Genomic DNA, 25,413 nt, shown 5'->3' on the forward strand with positions numbered 1-25,413 from the left:
CTAGCACAAGGAGTGTTTTTTTCATAATGATTCCTTAGGGGATATCTTTAGAGTATTCTTTAGGCTTGATGTGCCAATTGCTCTTCCAGCAAGGTCTCAAACCGTTCACGCACCTGCGGCACGGACAGGCCGATGATGATCTGCAAAGCACAGCCATTATGCACCAGCCCCCGGGCACCATGAGCCTCGAAGGTTTTGGCATCAGCCAGCAGGCTTTCGTCCTTCACGGTCACCCGCAAGCGGGTAGCGCAGTTGGTCACATCCACGATATTATCCGGACCGCCCAGATCTGCCAGGAAAGCAGCGGCTTCTTCTGCCAGGATATCCTTGCCCGCCTGTTGTTTGGCCTTGTAATCGGCCTTGGTATAGAGCTTGGCCTCATCACCACTGCGCCCCGGTGTCTTGAGATCCAATTTGATGATCATCGTGCGGAAGACCACAAACCAGATACAGGTGAAGATCAAACCGATGACAATCTGCGTCAGATAAGTTGGCCAATGGTTCTGGAACAGGGGAATCCAATCCTGGAAAATCGCACAGTCCAGAAGACCTCCGCCAAAATTACCCGTAACGCCAAAGGCGTACATGGTGGCAGCCAAGGTTCCGGCCAGCAGGGCATGCACCAAAAACAGCACCGGTGCCAGGAACAGGAACGTGAATTCCAGCGGCTCCGTGATGCCGCAGCAGACAGCCACAGCCGCTGCCGGGAAGACCAGGGCCCCGATCTTCTTCCGGTTCTCCGGTCTGGCCGTGAAATAGATGGCCAGAGCAATACCAGGGCAGCCAAAGATCTTGCTCATGCCATGCAGGGCAAAGCCACCTTGGGGAAATAATTCAATCAAGGGTTTCGTCGAAGCGGCAAATTCCTGCAGATGCTGCAGCCAGTAAACCTGAATGCCATTATCCACCACGGCAGGGCCAAAGATAAAGGGAATATAGATGAAGTGATGGAGTCCGGTCGGAATCAGGATGCGCTCCAGGAAGGTATATACCCAGACGCCCGTCACACCGGCCCCCACCAAAAAGCCCTGCAAAGAGGCAATGGCCTGTTGGAACTGGGGCCAGACTACACAGAACAGCAGGGCAATGGGGAACATCAGCCAGAAACCGGCTACCACAACCAGCGAGGAGCCGCGGAAAATGCCCAGACTTTCCGGCAGATTCACATCAAAGAGTTTATCATGGAGCCAGACTGCAATGGATGCAATCAGGATGGCCCCTACGATACCGGTATCCAAGGTCTTGATGGTTGCCACCATCGTCAGACCGGAACCAGTCACCGCCTCCTGGGCAAAATTCACGCCGAACTCCGGCCCATAAATGGAAAGCATGGCACTGATGAAATAGTTGAAGATGATATAGATCAGAAAGGATTCCATGCAGGCCCGGGCATTGTTTTTCCTGGCCAGACCAATGGGCAGACCAATAGCAAACAGCAAAGGCATCTGCCGGAAAACCGTCCAGGAACCTTCCTGAATGATATACCAGAAGTTATACCACAGAGTGCCTTTCTCTGCTATAGGACCTAAAATCACAGGATTGGTACAGAGAATGGACACCGCAACAAAAATACCGAACACACCGAACATGAGTACCGGCGTGAACATGGCACCGCCAAACCGCTGGACTTTCTGCATGACAATATCTTTTGAAATCATGGCAAGACTCTCCTATCTCATATAATCCGGAAGCATCAGATACAACAAGGGAGACACAGGGCAGTGCCTGTGCCTCCCTCTTGTTTCCCCGCCGGTTCTCAGTTCAGTTCCGGCCAATATTCTTTGTTTGCTTCGATCAGATCGTCCAGGATTGCCTTGGCTACCGACGCAGACGGCACGGTCTTGGACAAGGTCAGTGCCTGCCAGAGTTTCTGATAGCTGCCGTTGATCCAGGCATCCACCACGAGTTTTTCCACCGAGACCTGCTGCTCCATCATGCCTTTCTGGAATTGCGGGATCTTGCCGATGCTGATTTTCTCATAGCCATTGGAACCCACGATGCAGGGGATCTCCACCATGGCCGTGGGATCGAAGTTGGAAATGGCACCATCATTTTCCACAATCAGCAGCATCCGTGCCTTCTTGTTGAAGGTAATGGCCTCAGCCAGATCCACAATGTAGCTGGCATGGTCATCGGCCTTAAAGGCACAATCCTTGGCTGTGCCCTTTTCCACAATATCCTTGGCGGCCTGGAACACATCTTTCTCACGATGTTCCATGACTTCATTGGCACGGGTATGGTCCGGATGCTGATTGTCATGGTTGAATACATAATCCGGATAGAGATAATATTTCAGATAGGTATTGGGCAGGGTATCCGGATCAACCGCATAAACATCCTTTGCCTTGCCGAAAGTATCCTGCCAGCTGGCTTCCGTCGTCGTATCATCCGGGTTGACAATGTAACCATGCTCCTTGACATGGGCTTTGATGCGGGGCATCAGGTCATTGCCCTCCTTATCGCGGATATCGCACCACCAGCCAAAGTGATTCAGGCCGTAATAGCGGACATCCATATCTTTGCGGCCATTGGGCAACTGCAGGATTTCAGCCATGCGTTCCTCAATGCCCACCGGCATATCGCAGATATTGATGATCTGGGAATTGGGACGCAGGCGGCGGGTTGCCTCTGCTACGATAGCTGCCGGGTTGGAGTAGTTGAGCATCCAGGCCTTCGGTGAATACTTTTCCATGTAATCGAGGATTTCCAGCACACCGCCGATGGAACGCATACCGTAAGCGATACCGCCGGGGCCGCAGGTTTCCTGACCGAAGACACCGTGGCGCATCGGAATCTTTTCATCCTTTTCCCGCATGGCGTACTTGCCCACCCGGATATGAGCCATCACGAAATCCACATCTGTGAAAGCCTGCTCCGGATCCGTGGTATAGGAAAACGCGATTTCCGGTGCCCGTTCCGCCAGCAGGATCTGGCAGGCCTTGGCGATCTTTTCCTGACGCTGCGCATCGTTATCATAGAATTTGATCTGACGGATGGGGAAACGATCCATATGATTCAGCAGCATGAGGACAATGCCCGGTGTAAAGGTGCTGCCGCCACCAGCGATAACGATAGATGATTTCTTCATGATAAAAACCCCTTTCGACTTATGGATTAAAGTAATGGAAATTGGAATTGTTTATGATTTCTTTCCATGGCTTTATCATAGTCGAAAGGGGCCTGCAATTCAATAGTTTCGGGGCCTTTCGGGCCTTGTCCACAAAGGCTGTTCCTTGTCACGGGCGATGTGATATATCACACCCCGTCCTCATCCGTCGTATCGTCCTGTTCTGCCAGGAATTGCGTATAACTGATAAACCAGATCTCGACCAACAGGAAGAAGGCCAACATGGACTCATAGGGCTGTCCCAGCGCTGCGGGCAGCTCACGGGGAGTCACATAGAGATTTTCCGTACTGAGCCGGGCTAAGGGATTGCTCTGCAGCCGCGTCATGGATATCAGCGGCACTCCCTTGACATGCAATGTTTTGGCAAAGTCTACCACCTGTTCCCCCTCACCGCTCAGAGAAATGATGATAAAGAGATCCTGCTTGCCCGCCTGCTCCATGATGGTACGAAATTCATTATACCCCTGAACACTAAAGATATACTTGTTGGTATGCAGAAACAAGCGCGTCAGCTCATTGGCAATATTGCGCTGCACCAGCCCGGAAGCAAAGACAAAAACCCGTTGCGCCCGATACATCAGCTTGTTGACCTTCCAGAAGTCCTGCCTGGCTATCTCCTCCCCAATGCTTTTGCAGAGCGCCGTCGTGGCCTCGGCGATATTCTGGGAGGGCTTTTCCTGCGGCTTCACCTGCTCCAGCTTGAGCATCGCCTTCAAATCGCTGAAACCGTCAAAGCCCAGTTTCTTGGCAAAGCGCATAATGGTCGTCCGGGACACATGACAGGCATCGGCCAGATCATAGATGGAAATATAGCAGCACTCCTGCATATGGGCGTAGATATAGCGCCAGACAATAAGGTCTGTATCATTCAAATGGCTCAGGTTATGATTGACCAGCTCTTCTAATTTCATACTGTTTGGTTCTCCCCTCCATAAAAATAAACTTCCTGAACTTATTCTAGCACAGGAAGTTATGATTTACTATTCAGCTGGGGAGGTTTACCTTATCTTCGATCTCACTTAAATCCACCATCTCCCGATAAAACAGCGACTGGGTAGGTCGGGTAGACAACTCCAGACGATAGGCATTAGGAATGCCGATGCCTGCCTCATTGCCTGGACGAACCTCTTTGTCCATTTCCCTGCTCAGAACGTCTTTGAAGGATTGCTTGTTCTTCTTATCCTCATTGTAACCTTCCTTGCGTTCGAAGGCACGTCCTTCTATACCTTTGACGCGTGCAACGCGCTCAATCCGCTCCAGCATGACAGACACCTCCTTTGCCCAAAACTTACTTGCTTATTTGATATATCGTATCATTTACGACAAAGCTTAATAGTCTGGAAAAATAAAATGAGGTTCAAAGGGACAAATCCCCTTGAACCTCATTTTCCGCTCTGCGGTATCCTCTCTAAGAAGGATTATTTACTTGTTATTCTCGTTATTTCAAAGCATCGCCGAGTTTGGAGTTCGTGTTGCGGGCAGCAGCTACGCTTTCATCAAACTTAGCCTTCTCGTCGCCTTCGAGCTTGTATTCCACGATCTTTTCCAGACCGTTCTTGCCCAGGATAACGGGTACGCCGATGCAGAGATCTTTTTCGCCGTATTCGCCATCGAGGTATACGCAGCAAGGCATGAGCTTCTTGGCATCGAGAGCGATAGCCTCAACCATGGCAGCAGCTGCTGCGCCCGGAGCGTACCAAGCGGAAGTGCCCAGCAGGCCCGTCAGCGTAGCGCCGCCAACCTTCGTCTGAGCTACAGCATCATCCAGCTGCTCTTTGGAGAGCAGCTGAGAAACGGGGATGCCGCGATAGGTAGCCAGGCTCGTGAGGGGAACCATGGTCTTGTCGCTGTGACCGCCGATAACCGTGCCATCGATGTCCGTCGGGGTTGCCGGATAGCCAGCTTCCTGCAGAGCCTTGGACAGGAAATAACGGAAACGGCTGCTGTCGAGCATACCGCCCTGACCGAGAACGCGGTTGCGGGGCAGCTTGGAATCTTTCAGCGTCAGGAACGTCATAGCGTCCATCGGGTTGGAGATGATGATGAAGATAGCGTTGGGAGAATACTTCAGCGCCTGGTCAACAACACCTTTGACAATCTTTGCATTTACGCCGATGAGTTCTTCGCGAGTCATACCCGGTTTACGCGGCATGCCGGAAGTAACAACCACAACATCGGAACCTTCCGTCGGTGCATAACCGTTCTCGTCACCGATTTCAGCCGTAACGCCCGTTACCGTGGTGTCAAAGTTCAGCAGATGTGCCGTCTGCATGATGTCCATAGCCTTGCCTTCAGCAAAGCCCTTCTTGATGTCCACGAGCATAACTTCGCTGCAGAAATTCTTCACTGCCAGCACATTTGCTACGGTAGCGCCAACGTTACCTGCACCAACAACTGTTACCTTCATAATCAAAAGCCTCCTTAAAATTAGAAAGCGATTACCCGAAACGAAACTACCATAATGGAAACCGCTTTCGGAATGCCAGGAATTATGAATCAAACTTATGATTCATTACGTGATAATTATAACAAAGTAAGACAAAAAAATCAATAAAAAGCGACAAATATTTTTATTATTTTTTATCTTATCATAAATCTATTTAATAGTCTTATGACCTGCTAACAAGAAAAATGACCGGTCAATCTGACCGGTCATTCCCCTGCCTTAACAGCTGTTCTATTGTTCCTCAAACATATCCTTGCCCACACCACACAGAGGGCAGACAAAATCCTCCGGCAGGTCCGCAAAAGCTACGCCCGGCGCCAGATCATACTCGCTGTCGCCCTTCTCCTCATCATAGATCCAGCCACAAACCGTACAAACCCAAGTCTTCATAAACCAGCCCTCCTAAGCACCACAACCAATAAAGGTATATCGTTGCCCGGCGCCCAAGGACGGGCGCCGGCGGACGTAAATCACGTGATGTGATTTCAGTCCGCTGTTTCTTTTGGTACTTTTCTTTGCACCAAAGAAAAGTACACAAACCTCTCTGCAACTTAATTAGGATTTTCTAGCTTGTCCAAGACAAATCCTGCCAATAGCAAAAATTATTTCCCGAGTCTTTCCTTAATACCTCGAAAAAATTCATAAGGCACGGAAATATTTCCGTTTATCCCGCTCCCCAACTCAATCTGGGGCCGGTTCGTCCCATGGAAATCCGTCCCGCCGGTGGACATCAGGTCATACTTCCGGATCATCTCCGCCGCAAATTCCTCGTCTTCGGCCGTGTAATTGGGATAGAAACGCTCCATTCCATCGAGCCCCAGACGATGCAGCTCCACAATGGCCTGCTCCTGCTGCTGGCGATTATCGAGATTTCCCAGCCCGATATTCTTATGGAAATGCGCCAGCGACGTCACACCGCCCGCCTGATGGATCAGCGGCAGGGCTTCCTCTGCCGTAATGCTGAAATTCAGGCCGAGTTCCACCGCCGCCGGATCAAGGTAGTGATCCCAAAGGGGCTGCGCCCGGTCATACATATGCAGGGATACCAGATAACGCATGATGGCATAGCGGTCCATCAGCCCCTGATAGGCAAACTTCTCCACCTTTTCCCAACTGATATCCACACCCTTGCGGCGCACGAATTCGATGATATCCTCAATGCGCCCCTCCTTGATAGCCCGTACCTTCTTATATACAGTCTGGAAAGCCGCATGATTGGGAGCAAAGCCCAGGCAGATTACATGGATCTTATGCCCTTTGAAATCTGCGGTCAGTTCCATGCCATTGATGAATTCCACGCCGGCCTCCGCGGCAGCCGCAGCAGCCTCTTCCGTTCCCGCAATCACGTCATGGTCGGTCAGGGCAAAAGCAGAAAGCCCCTGCTCCCTGGCATGAACAGCCAAATCATGGGGCGTAAAACTGCCATCGGATACCAGTGAATGCACATGTAAATCAATCGTCTTCATTATTTCCTCTCAATCTATCCTGACTCTACTTGCCACGCAATTCCCTCTGCGCAGCAAAGAAATTGAACACCGCCTCTGCCGCAGGCTTATTCATCCCTGGTGCCTGTTGCAGTTCCTCCAACGAAGCGGCCTTTATCTTATTGATGCTGCCAAAATGACTCCAGAGCGCCTGCCGCCGTTTCGGCCCGATGCCCACGATATGATCGAGCACGGACACCAGATTACGCTTGCCCCGCAATTTCCGGTGATAGGTGATGGCAAAACGATGGGCCTCGTCGCGGATACGCTGGATAAGATAAAGGGCCTGACTATGCCGCGGCAGGACCACAGGTTCCGGATTGCCCTCGGTGAACACCAGCTCAAACTGCTTGGCCAGGCCAACCACAGGCACCGTTTTATGCCCTGCTGCATTGCGGATAATCTCCAGCGCCGAAGATAACTGCCCCTTGCCGCCATCGATGATGATGAGATCCGGCAGTTCTTCCTCCGGCAGATCCACATAACGCCGGGTTGTGACCTCCCGCATGGACAGGAAATCATCAGGCTTGCCTTCGGTGCTCTGGATCTTGAAGCGCCGATAATCGCTTTTCTTCGGCAGCCCCCCTTCGAACACCACCATAGAGGCCACCGTCTCGCTACCCTGATTATGGGAGATATCGAAACATTCCATGCGGTCCGGGGCCTTAGCGAGTCCCAGATAACGCCCCAATTCTTCCACCGCACCTAAGGTCTGGTCATTGGCCTGCTTGATGCGGGCGGCTTCATCGTGCAGGTATTTCTCCGCATTGCCTACGGCCATATCCACGATATCCTTTTTCGTGCCTCGCTGCGGCAGGATAAGCTGAACCTTGGCCTTCCGCTTCTTCTCCGACAGCCATGTTTCCAATAATTCCCGCTCCACCGCCGGCAATTCCATGGGCAACAGGATTTCCCGCGGAATAAAAGTCGCACGATGGTAATACTGCTGCAGGAAGGCCGCGAGTATTGCCCCATCGCTTTCGTCCTCACTGCCCTGCAGCAAGAAATGCTCGCGGCCAATCATCTTGCCCGCACGGATCATGAATACCTGCACTACCACGCCGATTTCCGAACGGGCAATGCCCACGGCATCCTGATCACCGGAACCTGTGACGATATTCTGCTTTTCCGCCACCTTGCGCACGGCCAGCAGCTGGTCACGCAGGCGGGCCGCCACTTCAAAATTGAAGCTCTCCGCCGCCTGCTCCATGCGGAACTGCAATTCCTTCTCCACATCTTCCGTACGGCCTTCAAGGAACAGCAGCACCGCCTTGATCATGGCATCATAGTCAGCTTTTTCCACCTTGCCCACACAGGGAGCCAGGCATCTTTTGATATGATACTCCAGACAGGGACGTTCCTGCAAATGCTTGCAGGTGCGCAAAGGGAACAAACGCCGCAAAAGCTTCAAACTCTCATGCACCGCCGTGGCATTGGTATAAGGGCCAAAGTAACGGGCGCCGTCCTTCAAGATCCGACGGGTAATAAACACCCGCGGAAAATCCTCCTGCACGGTCACCTTCACATAGGGGTAGCTCTTGTCATCCTTGAGGCTGATATTGTAGCGGGGACGATGTTTCTTGATCAAATTGCATTCCAGGATCAGCGCCTCCACTTCCGAGGCCGTCATGATGATCTCAAAATCCGCAATATGACTCACCATGGCCCGCACCTTGGGGCTGTGGTTCTTGCCGGATTGGAAATACTGCCGCACCCGGTTCTTCAGCACAATGGCCTTGCCCACGTAGATGATCCGCCCTTCGGCATTCTTCATAATATAGACACCGGGCTTATCCGGCAGCAATTTCAATTTCTCTGCTACAACATCCGTCATACCTTCACTTCCTCCCGCTCTAACTATATTACCACACTATACAACAGAAATATGAAAATTTCTTGTATACAACATTCATTATTCTTGCAGGGAATAATTCCTATACCTTCACTTTATCATTGACCGGTCAAAAAAATTGTGCTACAATTCATGACATAGTTGTTTTAGTAGCTGGTTATAACACCTGTTGGTGTACAACTCGATACAATAATCATTAATAATATTAATCAATTTGTAAAGTTTTTAGGAGGTAGTCCTATGTTTAAACGCATTCTTATTGCCAACCGCGGCGAAATTGCCGTACGCATTATCCGTGCCTGCCAGGAGCTGGACATCGAAACCGTAGCGGTATATTCCGAAGCCGATGCCAATGCCCTGCATGTGCGCCTGGCTGATATTGCCGTGAACGTCGGCCCTGCCGATGCTCTGGAAAGCTACCTCAATAAGGATGCCATCCTCAAAGCCGCCCGCGAAACTCATGCCGATGCCATCCATCCCGGTTACGGCTTCCTGTCCGAGGATGCTGACTTTGCGGAACAGGTTACGGAAGCCGGCATCACCTGGATCGGGCCCATGCCGGAAACCATCCGCCTCGTAGGCGACAAGGACATCGCCCGTGCTTCCATCGCTCCCTCCGGCATCCCCATGGCCAAGGGCAGCGATCCGCTGACCAGCAATGAAGAAGCCATCAAGGTGGCTGCCGAGGTTGGCTATCCCGTCATCCTGAAACCGGTATCCGGTGGCGGCGGTAAGGGTATGTGCGTGGCTCATGATGAAAATGACCTCAAGAATATCCTGAACCTGCTGGTGGACATCACCAAGACGAAATATTACTTCGAGCATTATATCGAGCGTTCCCGCCATATCGAGGTACAGATCGTAGCCGATAACTACGGCGAAGTGCTGCACCTTGGCGAACGTGAATGCTCCCTGCAGCGCCGCAACCAGAAACTGCTGGAGGAATCCCCCTCCATCGCCCTGACGCAGGATATGCGCAACCGCGTAGGCCGTCTGGCTGTCAAGGCTGCCAAGAGCGTGCACTATTCCAATATCGGTACGGTAGAGTTCCTGCTGGATCTGTCCAACAACGAATTCTACTTCATGGAAATCAACCCCCGCATCCAGGTAGAGCATGGCATTACTGAAGCCGTTACCGGCATTGACCTGGTACGCACCCAGATCCGCATCGCCGCCGGCGAAGCCCTGGAAATCACCCAGGAAGATGTGGACTTCACGGGCCATGCCATCGAGTGCCGCATCAACGCAGAAGATCCGGAAAACAACTTCATGCCCTGCCCGGGACAGATCACCTTCCTGCACGAGCCCAGCGGTCCCCGCGTCCGCTTCGACTCCGGCGTAACGGCTGGTCTTTCCATCGAGCCCTACTACGATTCCATGATTGCCAAGATCATCGTCCATGGCCGCACCCGCGGCGATGCCATCAAGATCATGGAACGTGCCCTGAAGGAATTCCGCATCGACGGTGTCAAGACCACCGTATCCCTGCATAAGAAGATCCTCAAGGATACCTACTTCCGCACGGGCAACATCGACACCCAGTTCATCAAGAAACGCATGGATGCCTATGAAGCAGCTCCGAAAGATACCAAAGACATGAACGAGGAAGAACTCGCTAACACCATCAGCGAAAGCATGTACCTCGCATAATACAGATAGTAAAGTCCCCGCAAGGATTCACGTCCTTGCGGGGACTTTACTATATCAACCGATCTTTATCGTGTAATGGAAAGTCTGTGTTTCCTTGGCGGCCAGTTTCAGGCTGCCTTCACGATCCTTGAATTCACCGTCGTAACTTTCATAATCTGCATGTCCCTGCCAGGGTTCAAGGCAGATGAACGGCGCACCGCCCTGAGCCGGCGTCCAGAAGCCCCAGAAAGGATAATCCTTGGCTGCCATGGAGACCTTCTTCTCACTCTTATGGGAGCAGATTGTCACCACATCGGACTGCAGGCCTTTATAAGCCAACGCATCACCGGCGAACATTTCATAATTCAGCTCCAGTTGCTTGCCCTGCAAACGTGCCTCGCCCGGAGTTTTCAGGAACTGCCCCTTGCTGTTCAGCGGCATGTTGACATTATCCTCTGCCTGATTGAAGGTCAGATAGCAGTCACTGAACTCTTCCCCCGGTACAAGCGGGCAACGGAAAGCCGTATGGGCACCGATGGAATAGATCATTTCCTTATCGTCAAGGTTCTGCACCTTCCAGATGACTTCCACCTCATTGTCCTTCAGGGCATAGGCCACGTTGAGCTGGAACTTCCAAGGATATTTTGCCAGAGTTTCCTCCGTCCACTTCAGGGCAAACTCGATATAATCCTGGCGACGTTCCACCAGCTCATATTCAGAAATACGTCCCAGACCATGCCCCGGCAGTTCATATTCCTGACCATCCACACGGTATTTGCCATCCTGCAATTTACCGACAATCGGGAACAGAACCGGGGAGCTGTACTTCCACCACTGCGGATTGCCATCCCAAAGATATTCCGTCTCATCCGCACGTTCCTTGATGGACCGCAGTTCCGCGCCATAACTGCGCACCTGTACACATAACTTATCATTTTCCAAATTATAAAGCATATTCTGTCACCTCTCCTCCCCTATAGTACCATATATACAGGTGCTTTGTAAAAACGACTGGTGAATTTATTTGCCCTGCTGCTTTCTGGCCAGGAACTTAGCCTTGAGCACCAGCTTATGTTCCATCTTATGGACCAGTTCCTTCGCCGCTTCGATATCCTGCGCATCCGGGTGCGAAGCGGCCTTCTTCCAGCGTTCCTGCGCCTTCACGCCGCCATGCGGATCATCCGGACCGGCATTCTTGCGCTTTTCCAGCATGACCGGATTGATCTTCCCCTGACAGCCAAACGTTCCCAGGATCTCACAGCCATCGCCCAGATTGTACCCCGCCCGGGCAAACGACGTGATGGCATGCTCACTGGTCGGTTCCGTGCCATGCGTCTGGAAAAATACCACCTTGCTGCCTTTCACCTGCGGCAGATATTTCAGCATCAGGGGATCTGGCTGCCCCAGCCGCAGCCAATATCCTAGAGCCACAATATCATAACCGGATAGATCCCTTGGCGCCTCCTGCACCCGGAAAATATCCGCACATTCTGCCTCTTCGGCAATGGCCTCCGCTATCATTTTCGTATTTCCCGTCACCGAAGAATAGATTACTGCCCATTTGTTCATCAACAGCGCCTCCCAAAAAAATATTCCCTGCCATTGTAACATGCCTCACATGTTCTGACTGTAAGGATTGTTACATCAGCAGGGATAAAATCATGACTGATGGATATGCCGGAGTTTTTCCTTGGGTTCAGTCTGACCGTCAATATTGGCCAGCAGCTTCCGCACCGGCAGCACCTTCAGCAACAGGCAGCAGATAAGCATTTCCGGCACAAGATAGGTGGCATTGAATACCAGCGAATAATAGATTGGTGATACCCCTTCCGGCGCATAACTGCCAAAGAATACAAAGCCGGAAATAAAATGGCAGAGGAACCGCAGCCCAAAGGCCAGCAGCGTGCCCAGATAAAGATGCTGGCGGAACAACCCTGCCAGCCCCATAGCCATAAAGGGCAATGGGTAATCAAACAAGACCTGCACAGGATGCAGGATAAAGGGATCCTGCACCATATTCATCATACCGTAAACGAAACCCGCCAGCAGGCCCGTCCCAACACCGAAACGGTAACCGATCAAAAGCAGTGGCAGCATCGCCCCCGCCGTCACACTGCCCCCCTGCGGCATATGAAACAGCCGCAGTTGTTGCAGGACAACAGCCAATGCCAATAACAGCGCCGCCATCACCAGCGTGCGCGTATTGAATTTCTCATGACGTATATGCATCAGCCCCACAACCAGACACAACACACCTAACAATGCCAAAGCCACCGTGGGCTGCGTTAAGATTTCCAACAAGATCAACACATCTCCTTCCCGTTGCTCGCATTATACCACAAATGCCTGTTTCGATAAAGTTCCACACAGATAAAAAGAGAGCAGCCTGTGCCCTCTTTTCGTTTATCTACGCCGCCCCGCGGCACAGGTCTATGACCACATGTTCCAGGACTTCCTCGCCGGCCTGGCCTGTTTTCAGGAAATAGTCGGCGTCGATAAGTTCCAGCATGCTCCGCTTGAGCACGGGCTCGGGGAACTGCATGGCCGCGCGCCCCAGCTTTTCGGCAATGAAGGGATTGAGTTCCAAAGGCTTGGCTAAGGCCTTACCCCGAACGCCCTGCTTCTGCAGGACCTGTGCCTGCCATAGCTGGCGCACATGACGTGTCAACAGGGCCAGTATCACCGTAAAATAGGTGCCATCGCTGAGCTGACGTCTTAGCAGCTGCATGGCTTTTTTCGCCTTGCGCTCACTGATGGCATCGAGCAGGGCAAATACCGAGACTTCCGGCAGTCCGGCAAATATTTTTTCCAACAAGGCACGACTAATCCGCCGTTCCTCTGTGAACAAGGCCAGCTTATCAAATTCCCGATCCAAGAATTCCAGTGAGATGGTCTGCATGGTACTGATGACGCCGCTGAAATAGGCTCTGGCCTCGCTGTCCATATCCTTGTTCAGGGATTGCAGCTTTCCCTGCAGCCAGTCATCGATATTCCAGGCGCGGATTGCCTCAGCTTCCAGCACGGCTCCGGCTTTTTCGATGGCCTTATAGATCTTGCGCCGCTTGTCTGCCTTGCCATTCTGCACGAAGATAACATAGCTGTACTCCGGCATATCCGCCAGCAGGTCCAGCAGGCGTTCCAGCGCCTTATCCTTGCCGGACTTGGCCGTATCCTTCGCCTCATCGCCTTTTTTCTCCTTGAACAACGATGTATCCTGCAATAGCAGCACATTGCTTTTGACAAAAAAAGGCGCCGTTTCAATCAGGCCTGCCAAATCATCCAGATTGATATTGCCCGTCAGTTTCTGCAAGCCGCTGGATTGTTCCTGCGGCGAGGAAAACAGTTTCGCCAGGATTCGTTCCAGAGCCTTGTCGATATAATAATGTTCTTCACCAGCCAGCAGATAAACGTGTTTCAATCCGCCTTTCTGCAAGCTGGCCATAAACTCGCCAAATTTCAATGTCCTGCCTCGTTATAATTTGCTCAAAATAAACTCTGCCTGTCCCTGCAGCTGATATGTTCCTAAACCTGCGGGCACAAAGGCGGTCGAACCCTTGGACAGCGTCAGCTTCTCCCCGCCGCCGCTGAGTTTGACAGCCCCCTCCAGCACCGTCAGGCAATGAAAGGAATCCATGCCAGTATGCATAGCACTTTCGCCCTGCAAGCTGCTATGGTAAACCTTGAAATACTCGCAATCTGCCAAAAGCTTCACATCCATATGCGGAAAGATATCAATGTCCATCAATGTCTGGGAAACCTGCGGCGGCAATTCCAAGCGCGTGACATCCAAAGCCTTGTCGATATGCAGCTGCCGCGGCTGGCCATCAGCACCGACACGGCCATAGTCGTAAACGCGATAAGTCAGATTTGAACTCTGCTGCACCTCATAGATCAGGATGCCGCTGCCAATCGCATGGAGCGTGCCTGCTTCGATAAAGAACACATCGCCTTTATGCACGGGCACCTTATTGCAGACCTCCAGCAGGGTATTGTCCTCAATGCGCTGCTGGAACTCTTCCTTGCTGATTTCTTCTTTGAAGCCATAGATCAGACTGGCACCTGGCTCGGCATCCACCACATACCACATCTCCGTCTTGCCCTGCTCGCCTTCCACACGCCAGGCGTATTCATTATCGGGATGCACCTGCACGGACAAATCGCCCTTGGCATCGATGAACTTGATCAGCAGGGGAAAATAATCAAGCTTTTGCGCCTTGTCCCCCAGCATTTTCTTTCCTTCACCCGTGAGCAGCTCCGCCAGTGTCTTTCCCTTATGCTCACCGCTGTCTACAATGCTCAAGCCGGCTTCATGGCAGGAAAGCTCCCAGCTTTCCGCCACAATATCCAAATCAGATGCCTTGCCATATTCCTTTTTCAAGCGATTGCCGCCCCAAAGATAGTCCTTCAAGGGAGCCTTCAACAACATCGGTTTCCACATAAATACATCACTCCATCATAACATTGCCCTTAACGAATGCTGACCGAACGAAAATTGCTGCGGTCACCACGATGGCGGGCAATCGAATATTCAAAAGGCCGGCCATCATCCAAAAAAGCCACCTGTGTCACTTCCAAAAGCGGCAGCACCCCTTCAATCTGCAAATGCTCACGCTCCTGCTCTGTGGGCATTACAGCTCGCACCATGCGATGCGCCGACTGGATTTTATACCCCAGCCCATTTTCGATATAACTGTAAATCGAAGTTTCCAAGTGCTGACGTTTGAGCCCATTTATCAACTGGATTGGCATCTGCGTATATTCGATGACAATGGGTTCATCATCCAATCGTCTCACCCGGATGATGTCATAAACAAAATCATCCGTTGTCAACTGCAATTTCGCAGCTACCTCTGCCGTAGGATGAATGATTTCAAAGCGCAGGAGCTGCGAATCCACTTTTCGATTCTTGAAAGTAGCCGCAAAGCCCAGGAATTGATTGGCCATGCTCAGTTCCTTCACATCTTCATCCTTCAGGGATTTGACAAAAGTGCCAGAACCGCGGCGTTTCACCACCAGCCCCTGTTTGACCAGTTCATCTACAGCCCGCTTGATGGTAATGCGGCTTACACCATACTGCTGGCACATTTCTTTTTCCAGTGCCAGCTGCTCTCCCGGCGTATATTTTCCCTGTTGTATATCCGCTCTGAGCGATTGGGCTATTTCCTCGTACTTCAACACGACTGCTGTCCTCCTTGCTTGCATATAAATATATTATATAGCGAATCGTCTCAAAGTACAAATCCTGCATACGACTTATTCAAGTCTCAGATTATTGATATAAACTGCACCTTTATAATTCGTAAGATAGCCGACAAGATTCCATTCAAAATGACCGATATCTTCCTTGACCGGCTTATCCAGCAACACCCTCACTGAAGCTTTTTCAGCTTTGTTCCTGGCACGGCCTTGGCCCTGGCCACCCCCAGGTCATCCACAGGCTGATTGATCACTTCACTGCCCTTGACATTTGACGCATAGAGCTTGACTTTGAGTGCAGCATCCCCCTTCAGCTGGCTGGCATCATAATAAAAATCAAAAGACACGGCCTTGATGCCATTACCTGCCTGAATGGGGGAACTGCTGTTGACATTCATGTCCATCAGCTTGACTTCGCTCCAACTCTGCTCCTTGTCCTCACTAAAATCCACATCCAGCTTCAAAGAACCACCAAACTCTGGCGAAAATGCAGTCTCTGCATCACCGCTATAAGCATAGCCGCCCAGATAGCTCCAGCCGCCAATGTCCTGAGAAAAATCCCATGCCTTAATGGGTACAGCTGCTTCCACTGCTGGCATAGGAAAGACTGTGGTTCCTGCCAGCGGTGACAATATCAATCCAGCTCCCAGCATACATGTCAACAAACCTTTACCTGCAAATTTCATGATTTTTCGCTCCTTTTCATCTAACTGATATCGCCTTGAATTTCATCTTATCGCCCCGATGTCGTGACAGGGAATACTCGAAAGGACGTCCATCTGACAGGAAAGCCACTTGTGCTACCTCCAGCAATGGCATCCTCTCGTCTATTCCCAGCAGCTTCTGTTCTGCAGCAGTGGGCATAACCGCCCGCACGGTACGATGAGCCGACTGGATATGCAATCCCAAAGTTTCCTCTATATATCGATAAATGGAATCCTGAAGGTTGCCCTCCTTCAGTCCTGCAATCAGATCGATGGGCATCTGGGTGTACTCGATGACCACAGGTCCCCCGTCAGCACAGCGCAAACGCTGGATATCATAGACGAAATCATCTTCCGACATTCCCAGCTGCACAGCTACCTCTGGGACGGGATGGACAATGGCAAAATGCAGTACCTCCGTATGCACCGGATGTCCCTGATAATAATCGGAAAAACCGCCAAACTGCTCGGAACGGCTAAGCTTATGCATGGCATGGTCATCCAACGATTTCACGAAAGTACCTGCCCCTCTCCGTTTTACCACCAGGCCGCCCCGTACCAGTTCATCTACAGCTCTCTTGATGGTAATGCGGCTGACCGAAAATTCCACGCACAAGTCCCGCTCCAGCGGCAACTGCCCACCTGGCTGGTATTTGCCCTGACGGATGGCCTGCCGAAGGATATCAGCCACCTGCTGATATTTCGCCCGGCTGCTCATTCAACGCTGCCTGCTTTCAGCTTCTTATAATCTGTATTGCCATCGGCAAAAATACTGGACGGCTCATTATAGAAGTCCACAAATTCATTGATCATCTCATGCCCACGTTTATCGCTGACCATATAAGGCATGAAGAAATTATGCTCCTGCTTGTCAAAATTGGCCCAGGACATAAAATAGGAGGCTTTATGTGCCCGGCAAATAGCGGCAGCTTTAGAGAACCATTGCTTATCCACATTGCCAGCCACGGAAAGACTGCCATCCTTGCGCACACCAAGCTCCGTCACGGCAATGACCTTATGACGCTCCCGGCCAAGTTTTTCCATCACTGCCAGTGTCTTGTCCAGATTCTGATACCATATACCGCTTTGGTCATCATCATAAGTATCCACACCGAAAATATCCGCATAATCATCGCCAGGATACCGGTCTAAATAACCGGCCTCATTATCAAAGGGACCATTCGGCGAATACGCATAGAGGAAGTTATGTACCCCCTTCACATCCCGCAGATATGTTGTCGTATATTGCCAAAGGGACTGAAAATCCTTGCTGCTGATATTGCGTCCTCCCCACCAGAACCAAAAGCCATTCTGCTCATGGAATGGACGGAAAATTACCGGTATATGCTTGTCCTGCAACCGCAGGGCAAAATCGGCGACCATATCGAGATAGGCACGATAGACTTCATTCAGATCCCCGTCCGGCAGGATCCGCTTGCCAACTTTCCCTGTCAACACATTAGGACTGTAACCCTTGAAATCATACATACCATTGATTTTCGGCTTTTTCGCTACCAAATCAAAATTAGGAATATGCATGGACAAAGTAAGGATGGCCCCCTGCTTATCGGCCTGTTCTGCAATCTCCACCAAGCGGCTGGTCAATGTGATACCAGCTGCCTGCTCTGCAGCCGTAAGCTCCAATTCATCTCCGGTCAGGGACAACGAATCCAGCCCCACTACTCCGGCAATGCTGCCTGTCACATCCTTGCAATCAGATTCGCTGCCGCTGTCCACCCGGAACATCTTGTGATGCGTGTCATTCTGATGGCCGTAAATGACTTTTCCTGCCTTAGGAACTGCCAGAAGATACCGATAAAGTCTGGCCGCCTCCGGAGTCAACTGTTTATCCACCACTTTGTTCGTCAGAGGCGTCAGATTTTCTACTTCAGCCGTTGTCAGCGCTTCCTTTTGGGCTTTAGCATTATCCGGCAGCACACTGCGCTCCACATACGCTTTATCCTGTGGATTATCCAGTACACTGGCTTGTGCCACACCAGCCAGCAAGGGCATACTCAAGGACACCCCCACAGCCATAGCCAACAATTTTTTTCTCATCAATAAACATTCCTTCCTCTACTACTCAGCAAAACCATTATGAGCGGACAATTCCCGGAACCAATAAGCAGACTTCTTCAACGTCTTCTGTTGATTGGTCAGATCCAGCGCAATCAGACCATAGCGATTCTTATAGGCATTGGACCACGACCAGCAATCAATTGGTGTCCAAAGATGATAGCCGAAACAGTTGGAGCCTTCAGCAATGCCCCGATGCAGCCACTCCAGGTGCTCTTTTATAAAGTCAATCCGGTAATCATCGGCAATCATGCCATCTGCCTGCCGGAATTTTTCTTCACCTTCCACGCCCATACCGTTTTCGGATACATACCAGGGAATATTGCCATAATTGTCCCGGATGTTGATAGCAATATCGTAGATCGCCTGCGGATAGATTTCCCAGCCACGATAAGGATTCATCCGTCTGCCCGGCATTTCATAAGGAGCAAAATACTTCTCCGGCATCCAGCCCTTAGAATCATCAAAAGCCGTCTGTTCCTGAGCACGGAAAGGCTGATAGTAGTTCACGCCCAAAAAATCAACGGTATTTTTTTGAATCAAGGCCAGTTCCGCCGGTGAACTTTCCCAAAGCACATTATCCTTGCGCAGGATTTCCACCAGCTTCGGCGGGAAAACACCTTTGACTGCCGGATCAAGGAAGGCCTTGTTCTTAAACGTTTCGGCAAAATCCGCTGCCGCCATGTCTTCTGCTGACTCTGAACGCGGATAAGCAGGTGTCAGGTTGATCACAATACCAATACGCCCACCCTCTTGTTGGCACGCCGCCTGACGAAAACGCTCAATCGCCATCGCCGAAGCCAGATTGAGATTATAAATGCACTGCACGGCCTTTTTCCCATCTACCTGCAACGGATAATGGAACTGATACAGATACTCGCCTTCTGCCACTACCATCGGCTCATTAAATGTTGTCCATTCCTTGACTCTGTCGCCAAAGAGCGCAAAGCATTTTTCCGCAAAGCCAGCAAAAAGTACAGCCACCTTTTTATTCGTCCAGCCGCCATATTTCTCGTATAGTGCATAGGGCAGATCAAAATGATGCAGGTTCAGGATGGGACGAATGCCCTGTCGCAGAAATTCATCGATGACTTCATTATAAAAACGCACACCATCTGCATCCGTTTCACCGGTTTCCAAGTCCTTTATGAGACGTGACCATTGAATGGACGTCCGGACAGAATTCAAGCCAGCCTGTTTCATCAGGGCAATATCCTGACGGAAATCATTGTAGAAATCAGAAGCAACATTGGGGCCCACACCTGCAAAAAAAGCCTCTGGATCATGATCGAACCAATAGTCGAAGATATTCCTGTGTGTCTTGTGGAACCGCCCCTCAGACTGAGGGCCTGACGTAGCCGCCCCCCACCAGAAATTTTCTGGGAATTGATACAGCTTGGACATAGATTACCCCTTCTTCAAGTCTTCATACAAATCAACCATCAGTTTGGCCATGTCCCGCACGGCCAGCGATGTCATAAAATGATCCTGGGCATGTATCAGCAGGATGCTTTTCTCAACCGGCTGCCCATCACATTCCGCGCTCATCATCGCCGTCTGGATATCATGAGCCTTGCCGATTTCCTGACCAGCTGCTTCAATCGATTTTCTGGCCTTTTCAATATCATGGTCTTGGGCCAATACCTGTATCGCTTCAATCACCGCTGAACGCCCCGTCCCCGAATGCAGGATCAGCTGCATGGATTGTTCTACTGTCTTTTCGTCCATCATTCTTCCTCCGTATCCTTGATTTTATTCCCGGCAATGACAAATGGTGCATAGATGCAGATATCCATTGCCAGCCACACCAGCTGCAAAATGCCGCCAGCCAGCGATCCTGTACCGATTGTGCCGCCAAAGAACAATGGCATCGTCCAGGGTACAACATATTTGAAGATAGGTACAATCCCTGCCGAAACAGCCAGCCAGCCGACAATCGTATTCGCTAATGGTGCCAGGATATAAGGAACCAACAAAATCGGATTCAAGACAATCGGCAAACCAAAAGCAATCGGCTCCTGAATATTGAAGAGCATGGCCGGGAACCCCACCTTGGCCACCGCCCGCCAGCTTTCACGCCTGGAAAAAAGGAAGATGGCAATAAGCAGCCCCAGTACATGCATGAGTCCCGCTTCAAAAAAGCCATTGGAGAAAATATATGCCGCATCACCGGACTGATTGGCCAGCTGCGCCGGCATATAGACCATATTCTGGATGGCTGCGGTTACATTATGGCCATGAATGCCAAACCACCAGAAAAACCAGACAATCCCTTGATAAAGAATCGAAAAGCCAATCCCCTGCGAAAAGCCCATCAGCGGCGCCTGAATCAATGCATAGATCAAATCATTGAGCGCCTTGCTGCCCATAAACTCCATTTGGGATAACAATGTTGCAAAAAGAGTAAAACTGAACAGTACGATAAACACCGGCATCAGCACCGCAAAGGAATTAGCCACCGCAGGCGGCACCGTTTCCGGCATCCGGATGGTCAGTTTCTGATTCTTCGACAGATGGATAAACATCTTAGACGAAAGCGTTGCCACAATGATAGCTGTAAGCACGGCCTTGTTGCCAAAATAGGACAAATCAAAGGCTGCTATATTGCCAACACTTTGCGGCGTGACAATGATAAAAGCACCTAAAGCCGTCAGCGCGTTAGCAAAGGGATCTCCGCCCCATATGGTACCCAGCCGATAGGCAAAGGCACCCACCAACAGGAAGGAAAACACCCCAAAGCCAACGGTCACGACATTATTGCACAGCCCCTGAATCACCTGCATGCCGCGTACGAATTGTGAGTTTTTGTACGCATCGCCAGCAGTATCCAGTCCCGTGAATGCAGCACCAAGATTCAAACCATTTGCGCCCATTACAGTTCCCCAGGGATCTAAAAGCACCCACTGAATGATACCGAAAAAGGACCCTACGATAATGAATGGCAGCAGCATGGAAAATGCATCACGCATGGCCAATAGATATTTGTTGCCGGAAATACGGGCAGCCAGTGGCATCATCACCCGTTCAAAACTGGAAATCACTCCACTCATCTGTGTCTTACTCCTTCCCCATCAGCTGCAGTGCTTTCGCCAGCACCTTATCTCCGCGGATCATGCCATAATCCTGCATATTGATGACTTCAACCGGACAACGGCCAGCAACGATCTTTTCTACATCCCCCTTCATATGGCGGATCTGAGGCCCCAAGAGTACCACATCTGCATCAGCTGCCCGCTGATCCAGAACCTCGACGCTGAATGCCTCGATATGGACATCCGACAGAGACTTAGCGGCAGCAGCTTCCTGCATCTTCTTAACCAGGATTGAAGTAGACATACCGGCATTGCAGACTAAATAAATGTTCATGTTAATTCCTCCTGAACAAAATTGATATAGACAGTTTTTTCTTGTTCTGTCTTTCTACCTCTTCATTATAGTATTGGTAAACTCCTTTGTCAATAAAAGATATAACTTTTATTTTTATCTTATCTCATTATTGCAGTATAGAATATTATCTTTTTTTCTTTTGTTATATCTTTTATTGACATAAATATGTTTTATAACTATAATGAGAGTTACAAAGCAAGGGAAACCAATTGCAAAACCGCGGAACTACGCATATTATTCCCTTGCCATGAGATAGGAGGAATAGGAATGAAACAGAAGAAACTAGTGCCTCTGATGCTAGCACTAGCGATGAGCACTTATCCACTGACCGTTGGTGCCGCGGATAAGAATGACATGTTTGCCGACCTGCCGGCCAATCATTGGGCCTACAAGGCTGTAAGCGAACTGAATGCAGCCGGCCTTATAACCGGCACCGGCCGTGAACGCCTCGAAAGCAATCAGCTCGTAACCCGCTATCAGATGGCCGAATTGGTAGCCAGTGCCATCGCACATCAAAATCAGGCGGATCGCCCACAGCAAAAAAACATCGCACAATTGAAAAAAGAATTCCAGCAGGAAATTGCCACCATAGAATCATTGGGACAGCGTATCAGCCAGCTGGAACATAAGACCAAGGATAAGTTTTCCCTCCACGGGCATTTCCAGCAAAGTATCGAGCATCAATATCATAAAAACGGCGCGGTTTCCAACTGGTGGGCCAAGGAAATCTATCTGAACCCTGCCGCGCAGCTCCCCGGAGGCTGGCAGTTCAAAGCACAATTCGTCACCAAGATGGGTTCCGACAAAAGCAATGGCTGGAATCAGGAAGAACTCATGCATGGTCAATTATATAACGGCGGCAATAGCCGGGATGAAATCATGCGCCCTGACTACTATTATTTGGAAGGGAATCTGGGCAAGACCGGCCAGTTCATGAAAATCGGTGACTTCCAGCCCTGGGTACAGGCAGGATATGTCATGGGCGCCAACATACAAGGCATTTCTCTGGAACATTGGGGCAAGGGATACAATACGCACTTCTTTGCCGGACGACTGGATGTTTCCAATAATGATCTGGCCATCGGTGCCAGCGCCAATTACGATAATGCTGCCGGTGGCTGGTTCCCTTCTCTTTCCCAACCCTGGAACGACAATGTCCGTGCACACGAAGACTACCGCATTGTCAACAATGCCGCCTCCCACTGGCAGCCAGCACTTTCCCGCGATGGTGTCACGCCCTTGTCCGAGCAGGAGCAGCAGGAAGCCCTTGCTAATGGGGGCACTGGCAGTGACAATGCCCATGCCGGGCTGCAAGATCCATTTCATGATGGCAAAGATACCCGCAAGACCGTATATGCTTTTGTCATTGACAAGACTTTTTCCAAGCGCCTGGACAGCAGCCTGGGTTACTATCGCTACAAATCAGCGGCCTATAATCGTAAGCCCCTGCACATCGGCGCTGCCACGCTCAATTACAAATTAGTACGCAATCTTAATCTGCAGGGCATCTATGCCTTTGGCAGCCAGCATGGAGCCAATAGCCATGACAAAGGTTATATGGTCGATCTCATGTTCCATGGCAATCCCTGGATTCCCAATGACCGTGCCCATTATTTTGGTGCCTATATCGGCTATCATTATCTGGCTCCGGATACGTACATCAAATGCGGTTATGGCGATGATATCGAAAAAGGACAGAAAGGACTGGCCCTCGGCATGTTCTACAATTTCACAGCAAATATGCAACTGGCAGTAAAATACGGCCGTGGTCATTCCCTGACCAATCATAATCTTTTCCGAGAAAAATTCTATAGCTGCTTCTCCGTCTTCTTCTAAAAAATCTGCCCCCAACCTTCCCCAAGACTGTCATGATACAAGGAGGAAAACAATATGAAAAACAAACAACTAGCGCTTGCCGTCTGTGCTCTGCTGCTCTCTGCTGCACCTGTCACCCAGGCTGCTGAAAACCCACTCTTCCAGGATGTCCCCCCCAACCACTGGGCTTATGAAGCCGTGACTAGTTTGGCAAAAGATGGGATTATCACCGGCTATAGCGATGGCAGTTTCCAGGGAGAAAAACTGATCACACGCTATGAAATGGCACAAATTGTAGCCAATGCCCGCACACATATGGACAAGGCTTCCCCTGATGACAAACAGCTGATTGAAGAACTGTCCGATGAGTTCCACAATGATCTTGATGCTTTAGGGGTGCGCGTGCAGAAGCTGGAACGGAAAGTGGACAACGTCCGCCTCACTGGCTCCTTTGCCCAGAAGTACAACAAAGCACATCATCAGGGCATGGAGAATACCAAAGGCAACACTACATCTTACAAGTGGGAGAAGGAATTGGATTTGCACCTGGATGCGGATGTCCCCAAAACCAATATCACCTTCCACAGTAATTTCAAGACCACCTTCCGCGCCGATAACAGCAGCGGCTTCAACAGCGAAGAAGAATCCAAAGATACCTGGAACGGTGGCAACGAGCGCCGGAACACCATGCGGCCGGAAACCTATTATGTTGAAGGCCCACTTGACAAAACCGGCATTCAGGCCTGTTTTGGAGCTTTCATCCCCGATGCTCAGTCCGGCTTTGTCAATCATGCGGCCATGAAAGGTCTGAGCTTTTCCCACGAGAGCAAAAAATACAAGCTCACCCTCTTCGGCGGTCGTCTGGATGTAAAAGATACGGATATGGATGCCACCGAAGGCACCTATACCCACAACCTGACCAATGCAGACATAGACTGGGATGGTCCGAAGGAACTTGTCTCACAGACAGCCGATAAATATGTCCAGAAAGTCTACTATAAAAAAGATGCTTATACATCCACTGACAATACTGCTGCGGCCAACGATTTTGCCCGGCATTCTGCGGTAAAAAAAACCGGCAGTGACCAACCCTATGTGCTTCAGACTGCGACCAGTACAAACAGTGACTGGAATTATGATTGGGACAATGCCATCATCGAAGCACAAAATACCGTAGACAAAACCTACTATGCTACCCGGCATAAATCCCTTTACGGTGGCACTTACAGCCGTCAGCTCACCCCTGCCCTCAATGCTTCCCTAGGCTATTATCGCTACAAATCTGCCGCATATGACAACAGTGCCCTGAATATCGGTGCCCTGACCGCCGATATCCGTCTTTCCCCTAAAATGAATCTCCACAGTACCTATGCACACGGCAGTCAGAAAGGCCACAACGATGCCTGGACGGCAGAATTGCAATTCAACGGTGCACCAGATATGGACAGCAGAGACAAGCATCGCTTTGGTTATTATCTGGCCTACCGCTACCTTGCCCCTGATGCCCTGATCCGTACCATCTATGAAGACGGTGCAGATGAAGGCCAGAAAGGCTGGGAAGCAGGCATTTACTACAACTTTGCTCCGCATCTCCAGTACCAGTTGAAATACTTCAACGGAAAATCCATCACCAGAACAGGGCAGGATCGTGATAAACTCTTCAGCAGCCTTACCTTTGATTTTTAAAAGCGAAAGGA

General features: G+C 50.5%; 24 protein-coding genes. 3 read left to right on the forward strand and 21 right to left on the reverse strand.

Annotated elements, in window-relative coordinates; genetic code table 11:
- Positions 1–59: 59 nt before the first annotated feature.
- The 8 genes from SELR_RS09675 to uvrC form a co-directional block, all read right to left on the reverse strand.
- The gene (locus SELR_RS09675) at positions 60–1,658 is read right to left on the reverse strand and encodes an alpha-glucoside-specific PTS transporter subunit IIBC (protein WP_014425043.1); all 1,599 of its coding nucleotides are present in this window, start codon (positions 1,656–1,658) and stop codon (positions 60–62) included.
- Between the two features lie 98 nt (positions 1,659–1,756).
- Positions 1,757–3,088, reverse strand: coding sequence for a 6-phospho-alpha-glucosidase (locus SELR_RS09680; RefSeq protein WP_014425044.1), 1,332 nt, complete (start codon positions 3,086–3,088; stop codon positions 1,757–1,759).
- A 167-nt stretch (positions 3,089–3,255) separates the two neighbouring features.
- Entirely contained in the window at positions 3,256–4,038 is a 783-nt protein-coding gene (locus SELR_RS09685) for a MurR/RpiR family transcriptional regulator (protein WP_014425045.1), read from the reverse strand.
- A 73-nt stretch (positions 4,039–4,111) separates the two neighbouring features.
- Positions 4,112–4,390: a hypothetical protein gene (locus SELR_RS09690; protein WP_014425046.1), complete on the reverse strand. Its 279-nt coding sequence runs from the start codon at positions 4,388–4,390 to the stop codon at positions 4,112–4,114.
- A 175-nt stretch (positions 4,391–4,565) separates the two neighbouring features.
- Entirely contained in the window at positions 4,566–5,534 is a 969-nt protein-coding gene (locus SELR_RS09695; protein WP_014425047.1) for a malate dehydrogenase, read from the reverse strand.
- A gap of 270 nt (positions 5,535–5,804) precedes the next feature.
- The gene (locus SELR_RS09700) at positions 5,805–5,963 is read right to left on the reverse strand and encodes a rubredoxin (protein ID WP_014425048.1); all 159 of its coding nucleotides are present in this window, start codon (positions 5,961–5,963) and stop codon (positions 5,805–5,807) included.
- A 212-nt stretch (positions 5,964–6,175) separates the two neighbouring features.
- Entirely contained in the window at positions 6,176–7,039 is an 864-nt protein-coding gene (locus SELR_RS09705; RefSeq protein ID WP_014425049.1) for a PHP domain-containing protein, read from the reverse strand.
- Between the two features lie 25 nt (positions 7,040–7,064).
- A complete protein-coding gene (gene uvrC, locus SELR_RS09710; protein WP_014425050.1) occupies positions 7,065–8,891 on the reverse strand; it encodes an excinuclease ABC subunit UvrC in 1,827 nt (608 codons plus the stop codon).
- A gap of 258 nt (positions 8,892–9,149) precedes the next feature.
- Here uvrC and SELR_RS09715 point away from each other — a divergent pair, with 258 nt between their 5' ends.
- Positions 9,150–10,559 (forward strand): acetyl-CoA carboxylase biotin carboxylase subunit, encoded by a 1,410-nt coding sequence (locus SELR_RS09715; protein WP_014425051.1) that lies wholly within the window; start codon positions 9,150–9,152, stop codon positions 10,557–10,559.
- A gap of 54 nt (positions 10,560–10,613) precedes the next feature.
- On the opposite strand, the gene SELR_RS09720 is transcribed toward SELR_RS09715, so the two are convergent.
- The 13 genes from SELR_RS09720 to SELR_RS09780 form a co-directional block, all read right to left on the reverse strand.
- Positions 10,614–11,492, reverse strand: a complete 879-nt coding sequence (locus tag SELR_RS09720; RefSeq protein ID WP_014425052.1) for an aldose 1-epimerase family protein — start codon at positions 11,490–11,492, stop codon at positions 10,614–10,616.
- 66 nt (positions 11,493–11,558) lie between these two features.
- Positions 11,559–12,107, reverse strand: coding sequence for a flavodoxin family protein (locus SELR_RS09725; RefSeq protein ID WP_014425053.1), 549 nt, complete (start codon positions 12,105–12,107; stop codon positions 11,559–11,561).
- Positions 12,108–12,197: 90 nt separating this feature from the next.
- Positions 12,198–12,845 carry an energy-coupled thiamine transporter ThiT gene (gene thiT / locus SELR_RS09730; protein ID WP_014425054.1) on the reverse strand — a complete coding sequence of 216 codons (648 nt, stop codon included), beginning with the start codon at positions 12,843–12,845 and terminating at the stop codon, positions 12,198–12,200.
- Between the two features lie 100 nt (positions 12,846–12,945).
- Positions 12,946–13,998, reverse strand: a complete 1,053-nt coding sequence (holA, locus tag SELR_RS09735) for a DNA polymerase III subunit delta (RefSeq protein WP_014425055.1) — start codon at positions 13,996–13,998, stop codon at positions 12,946–12,948.
- Positions 13,999–14,010: 12 nt separating this feature from the next.
- A complete protein-coding gene (locus SELR_RS09740; protein WP_014425056.1) occupies positions 14,011–14,976 on the reverse strand; it encodes a type I phosphomannose isomerase catalytic subunit in 966 nt (321 codons plus the stop codon).
- A 29-nt stretch (positions 14,977–15,005) separates the two neighbouring features.
- A complete protein-coding gene (locus tag SELR_RS09745; RefSeq protein ID WP_014425057.1) occupies positions 15,006–15,716 on the reverse strand; it encodes a GntR family transcriptional regulator in 711 nt (236 codons plus the stop codon).
- 191 nt (positions 15,717–15,907) lie between these two features.
- Complete coding sequence (locus SELR_RS09750; protein WP_014425058.1) at positions 15,908–16,420, reverse strand: hypothetical protein; 513 nt, start codon at positions 16,418–16,420, stop codon at positions 15,908–15,910.
- A 16-nt stretch (positions 16,421–16,436) separates the two neighbouring features.
- The gene (locus tag SELR_RS09755; protein WP_014425059.1) at positions 16,437–17,156 is read right to left on the reverse strand and encodes a GntR family transcriptional regulator; all 720 of its coding nucleotides are present in this window, start codon (positions 17,154–17,156) and stop codon (positions 16,437–16,439) included.
- A complete protein-coding gene (locus SELR_RS09760; protein WP_050992765.1) occupies positions 17,153–18,496 on the reverse strand; it encodes a glycoside hydrolase family 26 protein in 1,344 nt (447 codons plus the stop codon). Before SELR_RS09760 ends, SELR_RS09755 begins: the two co-directional genes overlap by 4 nt.
- 21 nt (positions 18,497–18,517) lie before the next feature.
- Positions 18,518–19,918 (reverse strand): glycoside hydrolase family 1 protein, encoded by a 1,401-nt coding sequence (locus tag SELR_RS09765; RefSeq protein WP_014425061.1) that lies wholly within the window; start codon positions 19,916–19,918, stop codon positions 18,518–18,520.
- A 3-nt stretch (positions 19,919–19,921) separates the two neighbouring features.
- The gene (locus SELR_RS09770) at positions 19,922–20,242 is read right to left on the reverse strand and encodes a PTS lactose/cellobiose transporter subunit IIA (protein ID WP_014425062.1); all 321 of its coding nucleotides are present in this window, start codon (positions 20,240–20,242) and stop codon (positions 19,922–19,924) included.
- The gene (locus SELR_RS09775; protein WP_014425063.1) at positions 20,242–21,564 is read right to left on the reverse strand and encodes a PTS sugar transporter subunit IIC; all 1,323 of its coding nucleotides are present in this window, start codon (positions 21,562–21,564) and stop codon (positions 20,242–20,244) included. The genes SELR_RS09770 and SELR_RS09775 overlap by 1 nt, the downstream gene beginning before the upstream one ends.
- A gap of 7 nt (positions 21,565–21,571) precedes the next feature.
- The gene (locus tag SELR_RS09780; RefSeq protein ID WP_014425064.1) at positions 21,572–21,880 is read right to left on the reverse strand and encodes a PTS sugar transporter subunit IIB; all 309 of its coding nucleotides are present in this window, start codon (positions 21,878–21,880) and stop codon (positions 21,572–21,574) included.
- A 288-nt stretch (positions 21,881–22,168) separates the two neighbouring features.
- Between SELR_RS09780 and SELR_RS09785 the strand changes: the two genes are divergently transcribed.
- Both SELR_RS09785 and SELR_RS09790 read left to right on the forward strand, forming a co-directional pair.
- Positions 22,169–23,737 carry an S-layer homology domain-containing protein gene (locus tag SELR_RS09785; protein WP_014425065.1) on the forward strand — a complete coding sequence of 523 codons (1,569 nt, stop codon included), beginning with the start codon at positions 22,169–22,171 and terminating at the stop codon, positions 23,735–23,737.
- 54 nt (positions 23,738–23,791) lie between these two features.
- Positions 23,792–25,402, forward strand: a complete 1,611-nt coding sequence (locus tag SELR_RS09790; protein WP_014425066.1) for an S-layer homology domain-containing protein — start codon at positions 23,792–23,794, stop codon at positions 25,400–25,402.
- The last annotated feature ends 11 nt before the right edge of the window (positions 25,403–25,413 follow it).

Source organism: Selenomonas ruminantium subsp. lactilytica TAM6421 (assembly GCF_000284095.1).
In the GTDB taxonomy this organism is placed as follows: Bacteria; Bacillota; Negativicutes; order Selenomonadales; family Selenomonadaceae; genus Selenomonas_A; species Selenomonas_A lactilytica.